24 protein-coding genes are annotated in these 21,412 nt (G+C 28.2%); 3 read left to right on the forward strand and 21 right to left on the reverse strand.

Features of this window, described 5'->3' with window-relative positions; translation table 11 throughout:
- Window positions 1–611: 611 nt before the first annotated feature.
- From BN3265_RS00100 to BN3265_RS00190, 19 genes are all read right to left on the reverse strand, one after another.
- Window positions 612–1,562 carry a magnesium transporter CorA family protein gene (locus BN3265_RS00100; RefSeq protein WP_058989566.1) on the reverse strand — a complete coding sequence of 317 codons (951 nt, stop codon included), beginning with the start codon at window positions 1,560–1,562 and terminating at the stop codon, window positions 612–614.
- A gap of 188 nt (window positions 1,563–1,750) precedes the next feature.
- Window positions 1,751–2,383, reverse strand: a complete 633-nt coding sequence (locus tag BN3265_RS00105) for an ABC-2 transporter permease (protein ID WP_058989567.1) — start codon at window positions 2,381–2,383, stop codon at window positions 1,751–1,753.
- On the reverse strand, window positions 2,364–3,230 hold the full coding sequence (locus tag BN3265_RS00110) for an ABC transporter ATP-binding protein (protein WP_058989568.1): 867 nt from the start codon (window positions 3,228–3,230) through the stop codon (window positions 2,364–2,366). Before BN3265_RS00110 ends, BN3265_RS00105 begins: the two co-directional genes overlap by 20 nt.
- Window positions 3,223–3,600, reverse strand: coding sequence for a GntR family transcriptional regulator (locus BN3265_RS00115; RefSeq protein ID WP_058989569.1), 378 nt, complete (start codon window positions 3,598–3,600; stop codon window positions 3,223–3,225). Before BN3265_RS00115 ends, BN3265_RS00110 begins: the two co-directional genes overlap by 8 nt.
- Window positions 3,601–3,733: 133 nt before the next feature.
- Window positions 3,734–4,204, reverse strand: coding sequence for a ferritin-like domain-containing protein (locus tag BN3265_RS00120; RefSeq protein WP_058989570.1), 471 nt, complete (start codon window positions 4,202–4,204; stop codon window positions 3,734–3,736).
- A gap of 9 nt (window positions 4,205–4,213) precedes the next feature.
- The gene (asrC, locus tag BN3265_RS00125) at window positions 4,214–5,239 is read right to left on the reverse strand and encodes a sulfite reductase subunit C (RefSeq protein WP_058989571.1); all 1,026 of its coding nucleotides are present in this window, start codon (window positions 5,237–5,239) and stop codon (window positions 4,214–4,216) included.
- Between the two features lie 9 nt (window positions 5,240–5,248).
- Entirely contained in the window at window positions 5,249–6,082 is an 834-nt protein-coding gene (gene asrB, locus BN3265_RS00130; protein ID WP_058989572.1) for an anaerobic sulfite reductase subunit AsrB, read from the reverse strand.
- Window positions 6,082–7,122 (reverse strand): anaerobic sulfite reductase subunit AsrA, encoded by a 1,041-nt coding sequence (asrA, locus tag BN3265_RS00135; protein ID WP_058989573.1) that lies wholly within the window; start codon window positions 7,120–7,122, stop codon window positions 6,082–6,084. The genes asrB and asrA overlap by 1 nt, the downstream gene beginning before the upstream one ends.
- A 230-nt stretch (window positions 7,123–7,352) precedes the next feature.
- The gene (locus BN3265_RS00140) at window positions 7,353–7,823 is read right to left on the reverse strand and encodes an SH3 domain-containing protein (RefSeq protein ID WP_058989574.1); all 471 of its coding nucleotides are present in this window, start codon (window positions 7,821–7,823) and stop codon (window positions 7,353–7,355) included.
- Window positions 7,824–7,832: 9 nt separating this feature from the next.
- Window positions 7,833–8,438, reverse strand: a complete 606-nt coding sequence (locus BN3265_RS00145) for an AAA family ATPase (RefSeq protein ID WP_058989575.1) — start codon at window positions 8,436–8,438, stop codon at window positions 7,833–7,835.
- Window positions 8,431–9,321: a YveK family protein gene (locus BN3265_RS00150; RefSeq protein ID WP_058989576.1), complete on the reverse strand. Its 891-nt coding sequence runs from the start codon at window positions 9,319–9,321 to the stop codon at window positions 8,431–8,433. The genes BN3265_RS00145 and BN3265_RS00150 overlap by 8 nt, the downstream gene beginning before the upstream one ends.
- A gap of 138 nt (window positions 9,322–9,459) precedes the next feature.
- Complete coding sequence (locus BN3265_RS00155) at window positions 9,460–10,344, reverse strand: undecaprenyl-diphosphate phosphatase (protein ID WP_058989577.1); 885 nt, start codon at window positions 10,342–10,344, stop codon at window positions 9,460–9,462.
- Window positions 10,341–11,150: a tRNA 2-thiocytidine biosynthesis TtcA family protein gene (locus BN3265_RS00160; RefSeq protein WP_058989578.1), complete on the reverse strand. Its 810-nt coding sequence runs from the start codon at window positions 11,148–11,150 to the stop codon at window positions 10,341–10,343. Before BN3265_RS00160 ends, BN3265_RS00155 begins: the two co-directional genes overlap by 4 nt.
- On the reverse strand, window positions 11,150–11,941 hold the full coding sequence (locus BN3265_RS00165; protein WP_058989579.1) for an MBL fold metallo-hydrolase: 792 nt from the start codon (window positions 11,939–11,941) through the stop codon (window positions 11,150–11,152). Before BN3265_RS00165 ends, BN3265_RS00160 begins: the two co-directional genes overlap by 1 nt.
- Before the next feature lie 111 nt (window positions 11,942–12,052).
- A complete protein-coding gene (locus tag BN3265_RS00170) occupies window positions 12,053–12,868 on the reverse strand; it encodes a Cof-type HAD-IIB family hydrolase (RefSeq protein WP_058989580.1) in 816 nt (271 codons plus the stop codon).
- Between the two features lie 76 nt (window positions 12,869–12,944).
- A complete protein-coding gene (locus tag BN3265_RS00175) occupies window positions 12,945–14,249 on the reverse strand; it encodes a radical SAM protein (RefSeq protein ID WP_058989581.1) in 1,305 nt (434 codons plus the stop codon).
- Window positions 14,246–15,523, reverse strand: a complete 1,278-nt coding sequence (locus tag BN3265_RS00180; RefSeq protein ID WP_058989582.1) for an HAD-IA family hydrolase — start codon at window positions 15,521–15,523, stop codon at window positions 14,246–14,248. Before BN3265_RS00180 ends, BN3265_RS00175 begins: the two co-directional genes overlap by 4 nt.
- 1 nt (window position 15,524) lies before the next feature.
- Entirely contained in the window at window positions 15,525–15,971 is a 447-nt protein-coding gene (locus tag BN3265_RS00185; RefSeq protein WP_058989701.1) for a PPC domain-containing DNA-binding protein, read from the reverse strand.
- 764 nt (window positions 15,972–16,735) lie between these two features.
- Window positions 16,736–17,278, reverse strand: a complete 543-nt coding sequence (locus tag BN3265_RS00190; protein ID WP_058989583.1) for an ECF transporter S component — start codon at window positions 17,276–17,278, stop codon at window positions 16,736–16,738.
- 214 nt (window positions 17,279–17,492) lie between these two features.
- Between BN3265_RS00190 and BN3265_RS00195 the strand changes: the two genes are divergently transcribed.
- The 3 genes from BN3265_RS00195 to BN3265_RS00205 are packed head-to-tail and all read left to right on the forward strand — an operon-like array spanning window position 17,493 to window position 19,111.
- On the forward strand, window positions 17,493–18,149 hold the full coding sequence (locus tag BN3265_RS00195; protein WP_058989584.1) for a hypothetical protein: 657 nt from the start codon (window positions 17,493–17,495) through the stop codon (window positions 18,147–18,149).
- A gap of 53 nt (window positions 18,150–18,202) precedes the next feature.
- The gene (locus BN3265_RS00200) at window positions 18,203–18,775 is read left to right on the forward strand and encodes a uracil-DNA glycosylase family protein (RefSeq protein ID WP_058989585.1); all 573 of its coding nucleotides are present in this window, start codon (window positions 18,203–18,205) and stop codon (window positions 18,773–18,775) included.
- Window positions 18,776–18,823: 48 nt separating this feature from the next.
- Window positions 18,824–19,111, forward strand: coding sequence for an AraC family ligand binding domain-containing protein (locus BN3265_RS00205; RefSeq protein WP_058989586.1), 288 nt, complete (start codon window positions 18,824–18,826; stop codon window positions 19,109–19,111).
- A 169-nt stretch (window positions 19,112–19,280) separates the two neighbouring features.
- Here BN3265_RS00205 and BN3265_RS00210 read toward each other — a convergent pair whose 3' ends face one another.
- Both BN3265_RS00210 and BN3265_RS00215 read right to left on the reverse strand, forming a co-directional pair.
- Window positions 19,281–20,504, reverse strand: a complete 1,224-nt coding sequence (locus BN3265_RS00210; protein ID WP_058989587.1) for an ABC transporter permease — start codon at window positions 20,502–20,504, stop codon at window positions 19,281–19,283.
- A complete protein-coding gene (locus BN3265_RS00215; protein ID WP_058989588.1) occupies window positions 20,497–21,387 on the reverse strand; it encodes an ABC transporter ATP-binding protein in 891 nt (296 codons plus the stop codon). The genes BN3265_RS00210 and BN3265_RS00215 overlap by 8 nt, the downstream gene beginning before the upstream one ends.
- Between the last annotated feature and the right edge of the window lie 25 nt (window positions 21,388–21,412).

Raw genomic sequence — 21,412 nt, forward strand, 5'->3', positions numbered from 1 at the left:
ATGTTTATTCCTGCCAGTTAAAAATTTAGTCCAAACTAAATCAATTTGAAATAATCTATTAAAATAAAAATATTAACTTATCTATAACCAAACAAATTTTATTATAAATATAATTAAAATCTATTCTTTAGAAATTAACGTAAATAAAAAGCTAACCCATCTCGAGCGCAGTCGAGAGATCTCTTTTATTTATCTTATCTTTAAACTTAACCTATTCCCTGAAATCCCCGACTCATTTCATTCGCTTGAGATGGGTTGGTGTTTGATTTTTTTATTGCTAAAGTTTAGATATTAATAATAATCGGTTAAGAATTTTGTTTTAAAAATTCTATTCTTATTTCAAATTTATAAAAGGAAAACTATGAAAAAACACAAAATTTCTATTTCAAAAAAATAAAATCATAATAAAAAAATTCATCCTTCAGACATTAAGATAAATAAAGGAAAAACCCATCTCGAGCGCAGTCGAGAGATCTCTTTTATTTACTTTGGCTTTAAATATAATTTTCCTATGAGATCTCTCGGCTCGGTCCATTCGCTCGATATGGGTTGGTGTTTGATTTTTTTATTGCTAAAGTTTAAATATTAATAATACACAGGTCTTATTTTTTTCACTTATCAAATCTCCTAAATAGGATATATACTAAAATTACACTAATCAAAGAAATTCCAATAACATACATATAACCAAAATTCCATTTCAATTCTGGCATATTTTCAAAATTCATTCCGTACCAGCCGGTTATTATTGTAATTGGTGTGAAAATTGTTGTTACTACTGTCAAAACTTTCATGGTATTATTCATTGAAAGATCCATTTTTGATGTGTAGGAATCTTTTACATTTGTAATATATCCGCTTAGGTAGGAAATATTTGAAGAATATCTTTCAACCCTAAATAAAACTGATTTTAAGTGTTTTATATCATCATCGTCGAAAATTTCATTTTCATTTTCCATTAAAACTTCCAAAGTATCAAGAAGTCTTTCGTATGATGCGTACAAATTTAGGGCCTTGTGCCTATTGTCAGAAATTATTTCTATGCTGTCTCTGGTTTTTTTATTTTTTATTATGGCATCTTCCACAGCTGCTGTTGAATTTTTTATTTGATCAAAAATTCTTGTGTGGTTATTTACTAGGGCAGTAATAAAATATTTCAAAAGCCTTCCAGGTGATCTTGCTGAAAATTTCTTTGTTAGCATTTTTCTAAAAGCTTCAGTTGTTGATTGGTCTCTGTCATACATATCGACAATTATAAGCCTATTATTTTCTATATAAAATCCTATAAGATCTGAAGTTTCAAGATTTCCCATTATATCAAGCAATTCTAAAATCGCAAAAGTATAATTATCTTCAACCGCCATATAAGATTTTTTGGCAGTATCTGACAAAAGCAAATCAATTATAGCATCGTCCAAGTCATAAGTTTTGGCAAAATCAATAAAACTTGCCTTGCCCAAATACATCAAATAAAAATCATCATCTTCTATGACATCATAAAAACTAGAAATATCGGTTTGTTCAAAACCGTTATCCGTGTCAAATTTATAAATATAATCCATTTTTTCTCCTTAAAATTAGGAAACTTTTCTTCTATATTATGACTATATGAATTATTGACAAAATTTTCAACGATTTGATCCTAACTTTATAGATAATCTCTCTAAAAATTAAAAATAAAAAATAAGAATCCTTAGACAATTTTTACAATTACCTAAAAAGATTCTTATTTTTTACTTTTATAAAATTCTTAAAGCTCTTTATTTTCAAATATTTTAATTGAAAAAATAAGTGAAATTGCGTGAACTATTATTGTTATGGTAAAAATCAACAAGGATAGGAGAGTTTTATCCATAGTTAAGCCCTTATTTACATATTCCAAAAGCCATTCTTTATTTGATGAAATGGTTGAGAAAAATGCAAATACTACAAAGTATAAAATTACAAAAACAAGTCTTGCCTTTTCTGCTCCAAATTTATACATCAAGGGAAGTTCAACAACTCCAACTATGCTTGTTATAAAAAATAGGGCTGATAAAATCAAAATCAAAGGAATTTCTTTTGTAAATGGATTTTTATTAAATCCTACAACAAATGACAAGGCTATTGCAAAAAGTGACATAAACCAAATTATGGTATATCTTGAAAATACAATTTTTTTCCTTGAAATTCCACTTGAAATCAAATATTTATTTGTTGAATATTGATTATCCATTCCAAAAACCATGCCCAAAAGTATTACTGGTACTAGGATAAAAAATAAGGGAATCAAAACTAATTGATTTTCTTTGTAAAAATAAATACCCAAAGCAATTATTATTACAAATTGTAAAAGCAAAGCATTTTTTATCGAAATCAAATCTTTATATATCAAGGCTTTCATTGTATTTCTCCTTTATCATATAAACCATAATTTCCTCTATACTAACATTTTCTACTTCAAGATTTTGAGGAATTAAGTCTTTTTTAACCAAACATTCTTTCCCAAATTTATGGTCTCTAACTGAGATTATAGAATTTTTATCAAGACTTTCAAATTCTTCTTTTGAAAGGGAAACTAGACCATAATCTTCCTTTAATTTATCCTTATTTTCAACAAAAATCAGCTTTCCCCTATGTAAAAAAGCAATTTCATCTGCAATTTTTTCTAAATCTGACAAAATATGGGATGAAATCATAATGCTTTTGTTTTCATCTTGGATAAATTCTAAAAGTATATCCAAAATATCATCCCTTGCAACAGGATCAAGCCCACTTGTCGCTTCATCCAAAATCAAAAGCTCCGGCTTATGACTTAAGGCCAAAATCAAAGACAATTTCATCTTCATTCCCCTAGAAAAAGTAGAAATTTTCTTTTTTTCTGGAAGATTAAATCTTTTAATTAGTCTATCAAAAGTTTCCTTATCCCAAAAATCCCCATAATACATAGAGTGAAATTTTTCTACTTCTTTAATATTCATCTCTTGGGGAAAGAAAAAATCCTCAAAAACAAAGGCAATTTTTTTCTTTTCATCCTCAGTCAAATCTTCAATTTTTTTACCAAAAATATAAATTTCCCCAGAATCTTTTTTCATATCTGATAAGATCAATTTGATTGTAGTAGATTTTCCAGCTCCATTTTCTCCAATATATCCAACTATAGATCCTCTTTTGATATTTAAATCCAAAGGTCCAAGATAAAAATCATTCAAAGATTTGCTAAGGCTTTTTATTTTTAATATTTCATTCATCTTCTTCCTCCAATATATCCATAAGAGAAATAATTTCTTTTTTTGAAATTCCTGCAAGTTTAGACAATTTGATAATTTCTTTTAGATGGTCTTCGATTTTTATTAAAAATTTTTCCCTGATCAATTCTGGATTTTGATCTTTTACAAAATTTCCCTTGCCAGGAACAGAATTAATAAGTCCATCTTTTTCAAGTTCATCATAAGCCCTTTTCGTTGTAGCTACACTGACTCTAAGCTCTTTTGCCAAAAGTCTAATAGAAGGAAGAGCTTTGTCTTTTTCTATCTCGTCATTTAAAATTGCATCTCTTATTTGATTTTTTATTTGTAAATATATGGGATCTTTACTCGAGTATTTGATCTTAATATCCATTTATTCCTCCTACTGTTCATAGTGTACATTAACAGTTAAAATGTGTCAAGTTTTTATTTCTATCTAAATAAAAAACACCCATTTCGGGTGAATATTTTAAAAATTTTATTCTTTCGAAATGGGTCTTATTTTATTATTTTATAAAATCATTGTACCATTGGTGAATTAATTTTATGTGGCCTCTTTCTTCTGCTTCAACTCTATCAATTAATTCTGGTTCAAAATCTGGAACTATTGTTCTTACTTCTTTTATAAATAAAATTGTATCTTTTTCAATTCCTATAGAAAATCTGTAGATATCTATTGGATCATCTCCAACATTTGATGAATCAAAATTAAATATTTGATCTATCATTGATTGGATATAAGCCTTGTACTCATCATCGTATTCCTTATCAATTTCTTGATTTTTGTCTATTTTTTCAGACAAGCTTTTGTAAAGTGCTTCGTGGTGAGTTTCTTGTTGTGCTAAAAATTCAAAAAACTCCTTATTTTTTTTATCATCTGAGAATTTTTTTGCCATTTCTTCGTAAAATTTTTGACCATTTTGTTCTAATTTTACTAAAGTTTCTAGTAAATCTTTTGGTTGAAATTGTGATCTCATATAAGCTCCTTATTTTACAGTTTTATGATCTTCTACTTTCATTACATTTATTGAAGATCTATATTCTTTTTCTGTCCAATTAATTCTGTCAGCTATTAGACATTCTGGATTTAAGTTGACATCTTTTAACATCATTTTTTTGAAAGTTGGGAAACCTACCCTATCTATTAAATGTCCACCATGCATGTAAACTGGTTTGTTATCTAAAACATAGGCTGAGAAATCTTTCCAATTTTTCATCATTTGAATTACTGTATCTTCATCCATCCATCTTGCGAACATTTGACCCATTCTTGGATATTGCTTTCCAGTTCTTCCTCCGATTATTACATTCCACATTTGTCTATCTGGTCTTCTCCATGCAGAATTTGGGCACCTTGTTACACATTCTCCACAACCAACGCAACAACATGGATCTTTATCAACTTTTCCTTGATCATTTAGGGATAAAACTCTTGTTGCAACAGCCTTACACCTATCAACGCAAGCTCCACATCCAATACAACGATCTATATCATAAATTGGTTTTGTTACACCAACAAATCCAAAGTCAGTGAAATGTGCTTTTACACAATCATTTGGGCAACCTGTTACTGCAATTTTTATTTGGTAAGGTGATTCATAAATTATTTTTTCTAATTTATCTGCAAGTCTTTGAGTATTTTGGGCAGCCTTTATACAATGTCTTCCTCCAATGCATGCCATAATATTTCTTGGTCCTATGTATGGGTAACCTTCATCATTGTATACAATTTCTACATCACGACTACCTTCGATTTCTTCTATATATGGTCTTATAATTTCATTTACTTTTGGTATATCTTCATATTTTATTCCTGTTATGTTGAAAGTTTGTCTTGTACCAAAATGAAAATTTCCGTCTCCATATTTTTGGCAAATCATTTGTACCATTTCTAACCACTTAGCATCTACCAAAGCTCCAGGAGATCTTAATTGTAGTAAAAATTCTCCAGGAATTTTGGATTGACGATAACAATTATTTCTAACTTTTGCTACATCTATATCTAATGTCATATTATCTCCTTAATCTAGTAAGTCTTTTGCAACTGTGTATGGAAAAACTGGTCCATCAAGACATACATAAGTTTCATTTATCCTACAATGCCCACATTTTCCAACTGCACAAGACATTTTTCTTTCGAAACTTGTCCAAATCTTATCTTCTGTAACACCTTCTTTTATCAAGGCAAGTGATGTAAATTTCATCATAATTGGAGGACCTACCATTACAACCGCATAATTATCTTCAAAAGATTTTATAGGTAAATCTGGTATAAAGGCTGTAACCATTCCTTTTTTAAATCCTTCTTTTTCTTCATTGTCCAATGAATAAACCGTACTTATTTTTTCTTGGTTTTTCCAATCATCCAAATTTTCTTTAAATAAAACAGAATCATGATTTTTAAAACCTAAAATCAAATGTAGATTTTCAAATTCATTTGGATTTTCTTTTATGTATTCTATCAATCCTTTTACAGGGCTTACTCCTGTTCCCCCTGCAACTACAACTACATTTTTCCCTTTTAATTTTTCAATTGGCCATCCATTTCCATAAGGTCCTCTTAGAAAAATACTATCTCCAGGAATTGATTCAAAAAGTTTTGATGTCACTTCCCCAACATTTCTTATGGTCATTTCAACATAGCCTTCTCCCATTCCAGAAACAGAAATTGGAGCTTCGCCTATTTTTGCAAGTGAAACTTGCAAGAATTGCCCAGGTTTTACTTCTTTATCAAAGGCAACTTTAAAAGTCCATTCAGTTTTTGTGTGTTTTTTGATATCCAAAATTTCATAAGATTTTGGTAAAACATAATTTAAATAATCATCATTTGATCTTTTTATTTCATTTTTTTCCATTATTTTACCTCACTTCTAATTTTCTCAAGCTCTTTACTAACCTTATTTATTGTTTCTGGATAAGAAATTAATTGTGGACAATGAGCTGAACATCTTCCACAACCTACACACATTGGACCGTCTTCAAATCTTTTGTTGTGAGCATAAATTTTGTGCATGATTTTATATCTATATCTTTCTTTGATTTGATTTCTAAAATGTCCACCGCCAGCTACTAAATCAAAATCTTTTGTCATACAAGATGCATTTGTTCTTCTTCTTTCACCGACACGTCTGTTAAGAGTGTAGGTGATATCTTTTGTTGTAAAACAAGTACAAGTTGAACAAGAAGTTGTACAAGATCCACATCCTATACATCTTGAATTGTATTCATTCCAAATGTCTGAATTTGCAATTTTATTTGCTTGTTCATTATTTTTTATTTCTGGGAAGTTTACTTTTAATTTATTTTCTTCTGGGAATTTCAAATCAAATTCTTCATTTAAAAATTTTGATAGATCCAAATCATCTTCTGTTTTTACTTTTATAGATCCGTCATCATTAAATCTAAACGCATATGTAAAATTATCAGTTTTATTTGCATCACATGATACACAAAAACAATTTCTATCAAGGTCTTCTTGGCATTCCAAAAGAGCATAGTGAACCTTATTTTTTCTTCTTAAATAAAACATATCTTCAAAAGGTCCATTTTTTATAAACATATCATCTAAATATTTTATAGCATTTATATCACAAGCCCTTGCAAAAACCAAAACATCTTTTTTGTATGGATTTTTGGTTTCTGTATAATCGTCCTCAGTAAAATAAAATAAATTTTCTGTCATTGGAAGTAGAGCTTCCTTGGCTGAATATGTGGATTTTTCTTTGTATTCAAGTTCATCAAAACTTTTTATATTTTCATACATAATTGTATCCATATCACAATATCTTCCGCCCCTTGTGATTCTTTTTGGGGCAAAAATTGTGTATTTGGATTTTAGGATTTCAAATAAATCCTTGGCCTCATCCTTTTTTACCAGATAATCTTTATAAGCCATATATCCTCCTAATTTTTTTGAATAATTGATAAGTTTTATCAAATTTATTCACAATTTAAAAAAACTTGCAGCTTGGCTACAAATTTTTTTACTATAATATAAATTTCTTCCTTTTTAATATATCATTAAATTTTAAAAATTTAAAGTGTTTTCCTGATAAGATTTATTTAATAAATATTTTTTTTACATATATTTCAACTAAAAAAGCTTGGCCTAAACCAAGCTAATTTTTATTGAACATCTTCCAAAAGTTCTGTCAAAATATATCCTTCATATTCACCGTAGCTTACTTTTGACCATTCACCTACAATTTCTGATCTTTCAATTTGGGTTCCTGGTTGGATTGTTGCTACTATTTCTGAATCTGTATTCATTTCTCTTCTTATATTTGAAATATCTACTACTGTAAATATTCCGTAGGCTTCTTGTGGATTTTCTTCTTCATCATTTTTTTTCTTTTTGTCTTTTTTAACTTCTTTATTTAATTTTTCATCATCTTTATTGTCTTCATTTTGATCAATATTTTTAAGACTTGCATTTGAAAAATTATCATTTGATTTTTTTTCTTTAAAATCTATTTTTGCTGATACTGGGCTTGATTGTTTGTTTTCTTCAGGATGCCTTTGGGAGATGTATTCTTCCTTTGAACAAGCTGAAAGTCCAAGAGATAGAGCCAATATTAATAAAATTTTCTTTTTCATTTTTTCTCCTTAATTATCTGTTGTTATAATTCCAGAAATTTGTGCATTTACATTTTCAAGTTTTCTTAATGATGTGTTTAATTTTTTCTTTCTAAAATCTTTTTTTCCTGCCAAAACTATTACACAATCACAAAGGCTTGGATAAAAATTTGCATCATCGTATTTTTCATTACAAGCTGTATCCAAAAATATAAAATCATATTTTTCTTTTAATGAATCAAAAATCGCATTTATCCTGTCATAAGATAAGACGTTTTGCCCATCTTCTTTTTTACTTGGGGCAAGAATTAAATCAAGATTTTTTTGGTAATGGTCTTTTACTATAAAATTTTCATAGGGTTTTTCTTTTTCTAAAATATCATAAAATCCCCTATCAAAATCTATATCACATAATTCTCCCATCCTTGGATTTCTAAAATCTGCTTCGACAATTATTACCTTATAATTATCTTTTGCCAATCTTCTAGCCAAATTTAGTATCAATGAAGCCTTATTTACCTTCTCATTTGATGATACAAATTGAACTAGAGAATTTTTATGGCTAATTTTTAAAAAATTATTTTTTAAGGATATAAAAGATTTTTCAATCTCTTCTTTTTTGTTTTTATTAAACATTCAAATCACCATCATCATATTTTGGCATATCTGCAATTATTGTATAGTCCTTATCATTTTCCTTATTTTGATAAGTTCTAAAATCATCATCCAAATCATCATCTTCTTCGATGCTGTCAACATATTTGTAGGATTGGTCGTAATCTATTTCTTCTTCCACTTTTTCATCAATAACATTTTCATCTTCATTTACAAATTCTTGATTTTCTATTTGGTGGTCTTCATCTTCATAAAAACTTTGATCAAAAGAATCATATTCATAATTTTCTTCTTCGTCTTCGTCTTTAAAAACTACTTTTCTTATCTCTTTTTCTTCAACTATTTCCTCTTCATTAATTTTTGAATTTCTAATAGTTAAAGCCAAAGACCCAAAAATCATATAAGTTAAAAATCCTGCAAGTCCCACTTTAAAAGAATCTTTTTCGTTATTTTTCAAAAGACTTCCATTTGGATAAGCGTGGTCGATTACAACGGCATCAGCCTTGTAAAGTTCATTTATTACTGAAACTGTAATTTCTGCATATTCATCTGCTATATCTTCAGCCCTAAGTTTTACAGAATCTTCTACATTTATATTTAATATGTGGGTGTTTGGAATTGCTTGGATTTGCATTTTTTTATCAAGCTCGCTTGCTTCCATATCAAGTTTCAAATTTTCTATAACTCTTTTTTTGATAGCATTTGAATTTACAGTTTCTGCATAGGTGTAGGCAGTTTTATCATCTTCTTTTATTTTTTCATTTGAAGTTGTAAGAATTTTCGCCTGTGCTTTATATTTTTTAAAACCTAATTTACCAGACAAAAAATAAAATCCTATTCCTAAAATTAATCCAAAAACCAAAGCTTTTGGTATTATGCTAAATATTGTTTGTCTCTTTTTCATTATCTCCTCCGAAATTTTTATATCTTTTATTTATAAATTCTTAAAATCTCTTATTCTAATTTTACACTATAAGGTAAATTTTTTAAAGTTTTGAACATTTAAAAAGACGGAATAAACCGCCTTATAATACTAAAAATATTATTTAATTATTAAAAAATATAAAAATACAATAACTGAAAGAACAATTCTATATTTTCCAAAAATTATAAAGTCGTTTTTTTGTACGTAGGAAATAAATTTCTTTATTACTATATAAGCAACGATAAAACTTAAAACCATTCCTATAAGAATTAAAATCCATTCGTATCCTGAAAATCCTGATACGTTTTTTACAACTTTTAATAAGGTTGCTCCAAGCATAGTTGGAATTGCCAAAAAGAATGAAAATTCTGCACTTGCTGATCTTGATAGGCCCAAAACCATCGCCCCAATTATTGTTGCGGCTGATCTTGAAGTTCCTGGAATCATGGCTAGAACTTGGAAACATCCTATAAAAAATGCAGTTTTATAAGAAATTAGGGAAAGATTATCGATTCTTTCTTTATTTTCATTTTTATTTTTCTTTTCAATTAAAATTATTCCAATACCCCAAACAAAAAGCATAAGGGCAACGACCATTGGATTAAATAAGTAAGCATCAATAATATCATCAAGCAAAAATCCCAAAATTCCTGCAGGAATAACTCCGATAATTACCCTTTTCCAAAGCTCGATTGTTTCTTTGTGTGGGTGGGTTAATCTGTAATAAACTTTTGATTGACCATTTAATTTTTCGTAATTTTTTGGGAAATATTTTTGAGTTTTTTCTAAATTCCAAGGATTTAACTTAGAAAAATACAAAACAACTACTGAAAGTATTGCTCCAAGTTGAATTATTACATTAAAGGCATTGGCAAATTTTTCTGGCTCAAGTTTTACAAACTCATTTACCAAAATAAGATGGCCTGTTGATGAAACAGGCAAAAATTCTGTTACCCCTTCTACAATTGAAAGGATAAATACTTTTAACAAATCTAAAATCATTTTTCAAATTCCTCCATGAACGAATGTTCTTCTCCATTTATTTTATATCCCAAAACCATATCGCAATTTACATTTTCTGCTGATCTTAGGATTGATTTTTCTACATTTGGTATATCTTCTTTTAATTCTTCAATAAGATTTTTTATTTTTTTTCTTGTATAGGATTCACTTTTTTTTGTAACAGTACAAGCACAATTTAAAGCATCTAGACCTACATAATCACGCCAAGCTATTACATCTTTTTCTTCAATAAAATACATGGGCCTAATAAGCTCCATATCATCAAAATTTTGCGCCATAAGTTTTGGCTTCATTGTTTTATAATTTCCAGCATACAAAACATTCATCAAAGTAGTTTCGATTGCATCGTTCATGTGATGACCCAAGGCTACTTTGTTGCAACCAAGCTCTTTTGCCTTGGCGTATAAAAATCCTCTTCTCATTCTTGCACACATATAACAAGGATAGGCGCCTGAAATTTTTTCGCTAATTTCAAAAACATCCGAATCAAAAATTTTGGCTGGAATATTTAAATATTTTAAATTTTTCTCCAACAAGTCTCTATTTTCTTTATCATAGCCTGGATCCATACAAATATATTCAACTTCAAAATTTACATTTGAATGTTTGTGCAATTCTTCAACAAGTTTTGCTGTCAAAAGCGAATCTTTTCCACCAGAAATCGCACAAGCGACCTTGTCGCCCTCATTTATTAATTCATATTTTTTTACAGCTTTTACAAATTTTGACCAAAGCTCTTTCCTATATTTTTTTATAATTGATCTTTCAATTTCTACTAATTCCATCACAACTCCACTATACTTGAAGGCGAGTGCCTTCTTGCAACTTCTAATTTTATATCTCTATTTGTATCTAGTCCACAGGATTTTAGGTAATTATCTACGGTTATTCTACAAAGTTCTTCTGAATTATTTGTTTCAGACAAATGGGCAAGAAAAATTTTTTCATTTTTCCCTTGAAGGGCATCTGCCAAAGATTTTGCCGATTGTTCATTTGATAAATGGCCCATCTTACCCATAATTCTAACTTTCATAGGATAAGTGTAGGGTCCTCTTTTTAAAGCATCGAGGTCGTGGTTTGCCTCAAAATAATAAACATCTGATCCCTTTATTTCATTTAAAATTCTCTCATCAATTATTCCCGTATCAGTCAAAACTGTGATTTTTTTATTATCCAAGTACAAAATAAAACCAACAGGTTCATTTGCATCGTGGTGAATTGATATTGGAAAAATATCAAAAGAATTAAAGTTTAAAAAAGAATTCGACCTGAAAATTTTTATATTTTCTTCCTTTAGTTTTCCAGCATTTTTTATAAAAGAAAGCCAGGTTCCCTTGTTGGCATAAATTGGAATATCATATCTTCTGCTCATGACAGAGGCTCCCTTTACATGGTCAACGTGCTCGTGAGTTAGAAAAATCGCATCCAAATCTTTTGGATTTTCCCCAATTTGAGATAAAAGATTTTCAATTTTTCTTCCAGAAAAACCACAATCAATCAAAATTCTTGAGCCCTTGTGCTCAACAAAAACTGAATTTCCCGAAGATCCTGAAGCTAGAGAGCAAAATTTACTCATAATACTTCCTATCTTTTTTCAAATTTTATTTTAACATAAAAATATGTAAGATTTTAGAAAAACCTTACATAAGAACTAATTATATAATACTTTTTTTAAATTAACTTTCAATTATTTGTCAAAAAATACTTTTTCCAAAATATCAAAAACTCCATCTTGGTCATTTGAATAATCTGAAACAATATCAACCATTTCTTTTACACTTTTTCTTCCGTTTGAACAAGTTGCAGAAATTCCTGCAATTTCAAGCATTGACTTATCATTATTAGAATCTCCAATAGCAAGAGTTGAATTAATATCAATATTTAAAATTTTACAAAGTCTCTCAAGAGCCTGACCCTTGTCAGCTTCCTTATTTAAAACCTCAAAAACTTCCGGCACATTTCTTACAGTTTGATAAGTTTTCAAAAGATTTTTGTTGTGGTTTTTTTCAAATTCATCAACAATTTCCCTATCTCCCATTATAGTAATTCTATCAACACTTTGATTTTTATTTTTCTCATCAAATTTTTCAATAGGCATTTTTAAAAGTTTTGATTCAAATAAAAAATGTTTATTTATATTTTTACTGTTGTTGTACAAATTATATTTATTATAAATTCCAATTTGAAGCTTGTCGTTTATTATTTTTTTAAGATTTAAATAATCGTCTATATGAAGGATTTTTTTGGAAATATCTGATTTGTCTTTGTTTTTTATAACAAGAGATCCGGTGTTAGTTATTGAATAATCATCATTAGAAAATAAATTCAAACGATCAAGAATCCAAGAAAATCCTCCCACAGGTCTTCCAGTTGCAATTACAACAAAAATCCCCTTATCTCTTAATTTTTTTATAATTTTAAAATTTTTCTCAGAAACTTTTTTATTTGAATTTAAAAGAGTTCCATCCAGGTCAATAGCTACAAGTTTTATATTTTTATCCATATTCACTCCTAACTTAAATCTATCTTTATTCTATCATATAAAATTATTTATTTTAAAATATAAAAAATAAGCCCTATTATAAAGGCTTATTAATAAAATTTTCTATTAACTTATTTTTATCAGAAATTTCTTTTTCAATATTTTTATAATAATCTCTAAGATTTCTCTCATTCCTATATTTTTTTCCATTTGTAAGTTTAGAATTTGCATTCATTCCAAGGCCTATAATATTTTCTAGCTCTTCATTTATTAAAATATTGTATCTTTGGGGAGTATTTCCTTTTTCATAGCCAATATTTTCCAAATTTCCTATTATATTTTTTTGCCTGTAAAGATAGTAAGGCTTGTAGGAATTTTCTTTGGTAAATTTTTCAATATCTTTGGAAATTTTTTCCGCTTCAATTTCATCTCCATTAATATTTTCTTCAAAATATTTTGACCCAACTTTTTGAGCGAGAGCATGAAAAGTAATGTTGTCTGGCCTTAAATCTTTTAAAATTTCAAAATTTTTAGAAAAACTTTCCCTATTTTCTCCAAAAAGTCCCACAATAAAATCCATATTTACGATAAAGCCAAGTTTTTTGGCATAGGTATAAATTTTTACAAAATTTTCAAAATCAATTGATCTATTTATATTTTCCAATACATTTTCACTAAAAGTTTGAGGATTTAGGGAAATTCTTCCTACATTTTTTTCTTTAAATAAATCAAGCTTTTTATAATCAAGAGTATCTTCCCTTCCTGCTTCAAGGGTGAATTCATCAAAAATAAATTTCTCATTAATCAAAGATAAAATCCTATCCAAATCTTTCAAGGACAAATTTGATGGAGTTCCTCCCCCAAGATAAATTGTATTCAATTTTTTCGGCAAATTTATTTGAGAAATTTCCTTTAATAAAAAATCTACATAAAGATTTTTCTCTACTGCCTTTGACACAATAGTTGGATAAGAGCAATATCTACACCTTTGTGGGCAAAAAGGAATATTTATATAAAGATTAAAAGCTTTGGAGTCAAATTCCAATTTATCCTGATTTTCTTTAATACTTTTTAATAAGTCAATTTTGTTATCACTCACCTTATAAATATTTTTTAAATCAGAAAAACTGTGATTTTTTAAAAGTTTTAAGGGTTTTGAACCTGTTAATATTCCCCAATCAGTAGACTTTCCATTTTTATCTTTTAAAATTTCAAATAAAATTTGTTTTAACTTCAAATTAGAATCAAAAAAGTAGGACTTATTTTCATATTCAATAAGTCCGTTTTTTATTGATATATCAAAATTTTCTTTTACAAAAGTAAAATCTTCTTTTGAATAAAAAATATTTAAAATATCATATACAATTTTTCTTAAATTTTCATTTTCTAAATATATTCTCATATCTCTTTTACAATTTCCCTTGCCCAATTTTCATCAACCATCTCCGCACTTTTTACATCTATAAAGGAAATATATTTATCGTACAAACTTTCATATAAATCATCAATAAAAGGCATTTTAAAAATCCCGTCCTTTGTTCTTATTATAAATTCATTGTTTTTATAGGTCATTTGCAAAATGTCTTCTTTTTTAAATTTAAAATCCGGACTTTGGATTAGGACAAATTTCATAATTTCAATTATATTATCAATTTTCCCATCTTCAAAAATAGAAATTTTTTCTTTTAAATCGGAGTCTTTCTTGCACATTCTAATCAAAAAATCTTCCGCCTTGTTTTTATTTAACCTATCCAAAATTTTAAGCGAAGATTTAAAGGCAAGTTGGTTTCTTTTTTTAATAAATTTTGGATCATTTACAAACATTAATTTTTTGTCGCTATCGGTGTAAACATGCCTATAATTTAATTTAAATAAATTCTTACAAGAAGGACATTCGATTAGGCCAATATTTTCTATAAAATCTTTATCGTTTTGAGAAAAAACTGCAGTTGGCAAGGATTTTGTAAATTTATTTTGGCAAGCTGGGCAAGATAAAGAAAAATCCTTATTTCTCGTATCTATTTGATTTTTGTTTTTTAGAAATGATAAAAAGTCGCCCAAAGATGAAAATACCAAGTCTGCTTCTTTTTTTGTGGCGTCGCTATCATCCAAATCTACAATCAAAACCGCCTTTGCCCCGGATTTTTTTGCAGCCCTAATTCCAGAAAGTGAATCTTCCAAAATATAAGTTTTTTCCTTATCTGCGCCCAAAGCCTCCATTGCTAAATTAAAAATTTCAGGATCAGGCTTGCCATTTTTTATATTATCTGCTGTAATTATTTGGTCAAAATAATCTCTCACACCTTCTCTATCGACCAAAAAATCTACTTTTTTCTTATAAGAAGACGAAGCAAGGGCGATTTTTTCTTCATTTTCTTTCAAATAATCCAAAATTTGTAAAAGATCTGGTTTTTTTAAAGAATAATCAAGTTCTTCAAATCTTTTCTCCCTTAAATCATTCAATTCTTCTCGAATTTTTTCTGCCTTTTCTCTATCCATAGAAAAATGTTCCTCCATAAATGAAATGGATTCATCCTTTTTTCTACCAGATAAAAGAATTTTATCTTCTAAAGTAAAAGTAAAATTGTTTTTTTCGGCTATTTCAAGCCAAGTTTGATAGTAAATTTTTTCCGTATCAAAAATGGTCCCGTCCATATCAAAAATAAAATAATTCATATTAAAACTCAATCAAATTTAGACCCAAATCTTGGTCAAAAATCCTGTTAATTTCACCATCAATTATAGTTACAAAAATTTCTGCAGTCAAAGAAATAACAGCCTCATTCAAGTGCCCTGCAATCGCCTCACCAGCAAGGCTATTTTCATTAGGATTTGATTTTGCCCTTCCACAAGTTATGTGAAAATGAGTATAAAGCTTTCCATCTTTATTTGAAATATTTCCACAAAGATTTGCAATTTCTAAATCCTCTTCATATTTTTTTATTTTATATTCCTTACTTTCCGGATCAAAAAGACCCACCTCAAGATTATCAGTAGCTCCAATTCCAGTTAAAAAACCAGCCTTAACATTTTCTTTTTCAAGAATTTTCCTAACAGATTCCACAAGCTTGTCGCCTTTTTTTAATCTAATAACTAATTTATCATCAAATCTTTTATAAACCATACAAAATCCTTTCATTTTTCTTCTTATCTTTTCTTTAATAATTATACCCAAACAAGGGGAAGGTGTTGATTTTAATTTTGTTTTAATTTTAAATTACAAAGTAAATTATTTAATTAAATTAATTCTTCGTAGACTTAGGGAGGAAGGAACAGGGGACTTCCGATTGTCCCCTTTTTCCACGCTAATTTATTTTTTAAAATTTAACAAAATCTTAAATTAAAATTTAATTTTAAAATAAAACTACGAATAAACTCCGCGGTATAATTATTGAAATTGTACAACTGGCACAATTTCAAGCTAATTATATCCCCTAAGAACCCCCATCTTTATAACCCCTTAACCGGCCCTTGCAGGGAGCAAAATCAGAAAGAAACTAAAGTTTCTTTCAGTTTTTAATTGATTAGCTAAATTTAATAAAAAAAATGCCCAAAATAAATAAATTCTAAGTTCATTAAAAGAGAAAAAATAACTCACTTACGTTCAAACATTTTTTTCTCTAATAATTCACTTGAATTTATAATTATTTTTAAATAGTAATTAAATTTAAAAATCTGAAAGAAGCGTTAGCTTCTTACAAATCCAGCTCCATGCAATGGTCGTTTGCAGGGGGGGGCAAAAAAGTGGGGGTCGTTAGGGGGAGGAAAAAGGGGGAGAATCGAAACTCCCCATTTCCTCCCCCTAACATTACGGAGTATTAAATTTATTTGAAAATAAAACATAAGATTAAAAAACAAAAAAAATCAGCATTTAAAAAAGGACTATTTCTAGTCCATTTTTACTCTTTTTGCAACTGCAATTGAAAATATTGCAGCAACTATTACTGAAATTATTCCGTTTATTGAAGAAACTCCAAGTTTTTGTACAACTTCTACCATATTTGCTTCAAATGATAAGCCCATAGCTACTTTATTTTTTATAAATGTGTAAAGCAAATAAAGAACAATGTAGGTTACTTGTCCTAAAAATCCTGCAAGAAGTGCTTTTGCTTTTTCGTTTTTCATTTTTATTTTGTGAAAAACTAAACCTGCAACAAAGCCCATCATAAATTTATTTATAAAAGTAAATGGAGCTGATGCAAAATAAAGTGGATTTGTTAGATCAAAAATTGCAGATCCTATTCCTGCAGCAAGTCCACCAAGTCCCGGTCCCAAAATAATTCCTGCTAACAAGCAAAATACATTTCCCAAATGAAATCTTGTATCTCCCATTGGAGTTTTTAATGGAATTTGGAAAAATGCTGAGAAAATAAATACTAGGGCAATAAAAAGTCCCGTATATGTAATTTTTTTTGTAGTTAATTTATTCATAAGTCCTCCTAATAAATTTCATTACTAAATAATTATATAATATATTGTAAATTGTGTAAATATATCATTTTCCTATTCAAATTCTCATAAATATTCAAAACTTCGATTCTTTAATTTTTAAAATTTTCTTGTAAAGTATAAAAATGTAACATGAGTTACAGAAATAAATTTATTTTTTTAATATAATAAGTTAAAAAGATTAAAGGAGTTATAAATGAGTGAATTTTTAGGACCAATACATTTTTTGATGTATGAAAAAATAAAGTTTCAAGATAAAATTACAAATTTTCTTTTGGATGGAAATACAAAAGAAATTGATGAAAAAATCGCCCCAGTTTCAACAGATAATTTGGAAAATTTGATTGACCAAGAAAATATTCACGGCTGGCTTGATTCAAAAATTGATGTTGTAGAAAATAGACTTGCCTTTGCAATAAAAAATAGCCAAAAAACAAAAGAAAAATTATTTGATTTTGGAAAAAAACAAGGAGAAGGGAAAAATTTCTCTGATTATAATGAAATTTTTCAAGATTTAAACATGATGCTCCTTGATGGAATGCCATGTGATAACGGACTTTCTGCAACAATTGATGAAAATGATGATTTATTTTTAATTACAAATGTAAATACTCACGAAAAATATTTCAAAGATTTTATAAATCCAGAAGATTCTCTTTCAAATACTTGTGAAGGAGGCCACAGCCACGACCACCATGAAGCTTTCGAAATTAATAAAAATGGTTTTGAATTAAAAGAAGAAATTTCTCCATACCATGAATATAGGTACGAATTTTTGAAAGGATATTTTGAAAATTCCCCTTATGGAGTTGATCTTGTTGGTGGAATTAATTATAGAATTTACAAAAAATAAAAAATATTATACAAAATGGATAAGTATATCTTGGAAAAATAGTAAGGATTTTTATGAAAATAGAAGATGTAGTTAAAAAATTAAAGGATGATCCTCGAAATAAATCCTATACGGAAAGAGGAATTGATCCGATTTTTCAGTTAAATAAAGATTCTAAGATTTTGATAATTGGTCAGGCTCCTGGAAAAAAAGTTGAGGAAAGCGGGATTTTATTTAATGATAAGAGCGGAGAAAATCTTGTTGATTGGCTGGGAATAAGTATGGATACCTTACACGGCAAAAACTTTTCAATAATTCCCATGGATTTTTATTATCCAGGCAGGGCAAAAAGTGGTGACAAGGCTCCTAGAAAATTTATAGCTAAAGAATATCATCCTCTCCTTCTTGAAAAGCTAGAAGATATAAAATTAACTATATTAATAGGAGCCTATGCTCAAAAATTTTACCTAAAGGATAATTTTAAGAAAAACCTAACAGAGACAGTAAGAAATTTTAAAGATTATCTTCCAGAATATTTTCCCCTAGTCCACCCAAGTCCTTTAAATAATAGGTGGATGGCAAAAAATAAGTTTTTTAAAGATAAAACTCTACCAGAGTTAAAAAAAATTATTCAAGAAATAATTTGAGAAATTTTTTAATGAAATAAATAATGCTTATTATAATAAGGAGGCTTTATGAAAAAATTAAGTGCAAATATTTTAGATGGTAAATTTGAACACTTATTAGACGAAGACAAACTACAAATCACCCACCTACAAATAAAAAAAGGTGAAGAAGTCCCAAGTCATAAGTCAGATAAAAACGTAGTAGTTGTAATTTATAAGGGCAAGGTTAATTTTACTGGAGAAAATGGAAGTAAGATTATATTACCTGGTGACATAATAACTATGGAACCTAATGAAATGCACGCCTTAGAGGCAATCGAAGATAGTGATTTGATGGTTATAAAAGCAAAAATTTAAAAATTAAAAAATAAAAAAGGATGTTGCAAAATTATTAAATCGTTCAAACATTATAATAGAAAATTCTCACGAAGTTTCGCATAAATAAACCGATAAGTTTAAAACGAAATTTCTAAAAAATCTATGATAATAGAGCGATAGTAATTTGGAATTTGCAACATCCACTTTTTTATTTATTTTTCTTTTTAATTTTCAATTTTTTTCCTCTTCCAAACAACTTGTCTGTCGAATAATTTAGGATATTTTTCTTGTAAACTCTTGCTGCGATTATATACATTAGGATAATTCCTCCTAATAAAATCAATAGTGAAATCATTCCTTGGAATAAACTTGCATTTTCGTAGATTAATCTCATTGGCATAAAAAATGTTGACAAGAATGGGATGTAAGAGAGAATTTTTATAAATAAATTTGGTTCGCTTCCTACAAATGATATGGAAATAAAATAGCAAAACATAATTATTAGCATAATTGGTGTTGCCATTTTTCCTGCGTCTTCTTGTTTTTGTACCAAAGATCCAAGCATGGCTGAAAGGATTATATACAAAATCAATCCCAAAATCATAAATAAAACTATTTCAATAACCAAGTTTGTGTTTATTCCCTTGAATAAATCAGAAATATTTATATCTAGCATTGAACTTATCTTATCGTACAAACCTGTAAATTTAATTACAGCAAATCCCACAAGTCCTAATATCACATAAATTCCAAAATGAACGAGCATAGCAAGAATTGTCCCAAAAATTTTTCCTGCCATATAGGTTCCTGCCCTTACTGATGAGAAAATAAATTCTAGCATTTTTGAGCCCTTTTCTATAGCTATATCTTGCATAATTATTTGTGAATAAAAAATTAATACAAAATACATTATAAAAATAGTTGCAAACAAAGCCACCATATTTCCAGGATTTTTTAAATTATCTTTTATCTCGTGAAGATTTACCGCAGGTTTTTGGCTAATAATTGCATTTTGCTTGGCGTCAATATTTGAATTTTTTAAATTTTCTTTTCTTTGCATGGACTCTGCCAAAGAATTTATTACAAGCATTGGAGTTTTTGCTGTTGTATCCCCATAATAATCAAAATTTAAAAGTCCGTCTTTGTTTTTAACTTCAAGATAAGCTGAAATATCCTTATCATCAAGAGCTTTTTTGGCATCTTTTTTACTCTTAAATTCAAAATCTACCATAGGATTATTTTGGAAATTTTTCTTATATTTTTCCTCTGTTACAACTGCAATTGTGTCGGGAGTTTTGGTTGAGTAGGAAATATAGGAAATTATTCCAATAACTACTGCCATAATAAAAGGCATCAAAACCATAATCCAAAAAGAAGCAGATTTAAGGTGTTTTTTTAGGGTATCGGTAGATACTGTCATAAATCTATTCATTTTCTTCCACCTTTCTTGCAAAAATCTCGTTTAATGTTGGAGGTGATTGGTCAAAATATGGAACAAAGCCAACATTATCTACAATTTTTTTGAAAATTACCTTGGCATATTCCTCGTCTTTTAAAATAAATGTCCATTTATCTTCATCTTGACTAATCATTTCTATATTTTCATCATTTAAGAAAAATAAATCTTCTTTTGATTCAACCACAAGTTTTTTTCTCTCGTAAGAATTTCTAATTTCTTGAGGAGAACCATTTAAAACTATATTTCCTTTTTTAAGCATGATTAATTTTTGGCAAAGACTTTCAACATTTTCCATATTATGAGATGAGAACATAATTGTCGTTCCCTCCTTGTTTACATCTTTGATTATTTTTTCAAGAAGTCTGATGTTGTATGGATCAAGACCTGAAAAAGGCTCATCCAAAATTACAAATTCTGGTTTATAGATTAAAGCACAAAGAAGTTGGACTTTTTGTTGGTTTCCTTTGGAAAGTTCTTTGATTTTTGATGACAATTTTCCATCAATTTCAAAATAATCAAACCATTCCTTTAATTTTTCATCAGAAATATTTTTCATTTTATTTAATTTTGCAAAATATCTTATTTGATCTTCTACTTTTCTTTTAGGATCAAGAGATCTTTCTTCTGGCAAAAAACCGATTTTTTCCAAAGGAACTTTTGAAAATTTTTTGCCATTATAAGTAATATTTCCGTCATATTTTGAATAAAAGTTCATTATACACCTAAAAAGTGTGGATTTGCCCGCACCATTTTGGCCTATAACTCCAAAAAGTTCGCCGTCTTTTACTTCAAAATTAGAACGATTTAAAGCAAGAAGATCGCCAAAACTTTTACTTAAATTTTCTACTTTTAGCATGGATACTCCTTTATCATAAATATCT

Source organism: Anaerococcus rubeinfantis, assembly GCF_001487145.1.
GTDB classification, from domain to species: domain Bacteria; phylum Bacillota; class Clostridia; order Tissierellales; family Peptoniphilaceae; genus Anaerococcus; species Anaerococcus rubeinfantis.